This is a genomic window from Mesorhizobium sp. M7D.F.Ca.US.004.03.1.1, assembly GCF_003998635.1.
GTDB lineage: Bacteria > Pseudomonadota > Alphaproteobacteria > Rhizobiales > Rhizobiaceae > Mesorhizobium > Mesorhizobium loti.
The window spans coordinates 1-800 of record NZ_RZQG01001525.1 but is presented as its reverse complement, the minus strand read 5'-3'; the positions used below and the strand labels follow the sequence as shown (position 1 = coordinate 800).

Below are 800 nucleotides of genomic sequence, written 5' to 3'. Positions count from 1 at the left end.
GCCTTGCCCTTGGGGCCGCGGTCGAGGGTGTTGGCGTCAGGCTGGCGCTGCACCGCCATGATGATCGCGCGGGTGCCATCGTACCAACTTGCGGTCGTGGTCGTCTGCACCGAATCGACGACGCGGGTCACCTCGCCCAGCCGTACCGGGTGACCGTTCTTGGTGGCGATGATGATGTTGGAGAAGCCAGCGGCGTCGTTGAGCTGCGTGTTGGCGGTGATGGTGAGCTGCTGCTTGTCGTTCTGGAGCACGCCGAGCGGCGTGTTGCTGTTGGCCGAGGCGACCGCCGTCTGCAGCTGGTCGATCGAGATGCCGCGCGCGGCAAGCGCGGTCGGATCGATCTGGATGCGCACCGCGTATTTCTGTTGGCCGAAGATCGAGACCTGCGCCACCCCGTCGATGGTCGACAGCGACGGCGAGATGACGTTTTCAGCGAAAGCATCGAGATCGGTCAGCGGAATCGTGTCGCTGACCAGCGACATCAAAAGGATCGGCGCGTCGGCCGGATTGACCTTGCGATAGCTCGGCGGCGCCGTCATCTGCGGCGGCAATGATTTCTGCGTGCGCGCGATCGCCGCCTGCACATCGGCGGCGGCTGCGTCGATGTCGCGGTTGAGCACGAACTGGATGGCGATCGAGGTTTGGCCAAGCGAGTTCGTAGTCGAGATCGAATCGATGCCGGCGATGGTGGCGAACTGCTTGATCAGCGGCGTCGCCACCGATGTCGCCATGGTTTCCGGCGAGGCGCCGGGCAGCGAAGCCGAGACGTTGACCACCGGGAATTCGGCGCTGGGCAGTGC

General features: G+C 64.9%; 1 protein-coding gene. It reads right to left on the bottom strand.

The window, feature by feature from the left end:
- A partial coding sequence (locus EN935_RS38420; protein ID WP_164771845.1) for an efflux RND transporter permease subunit occupies window positions 1-800 on the bottom strand: 800 nt, incomplete at both ends.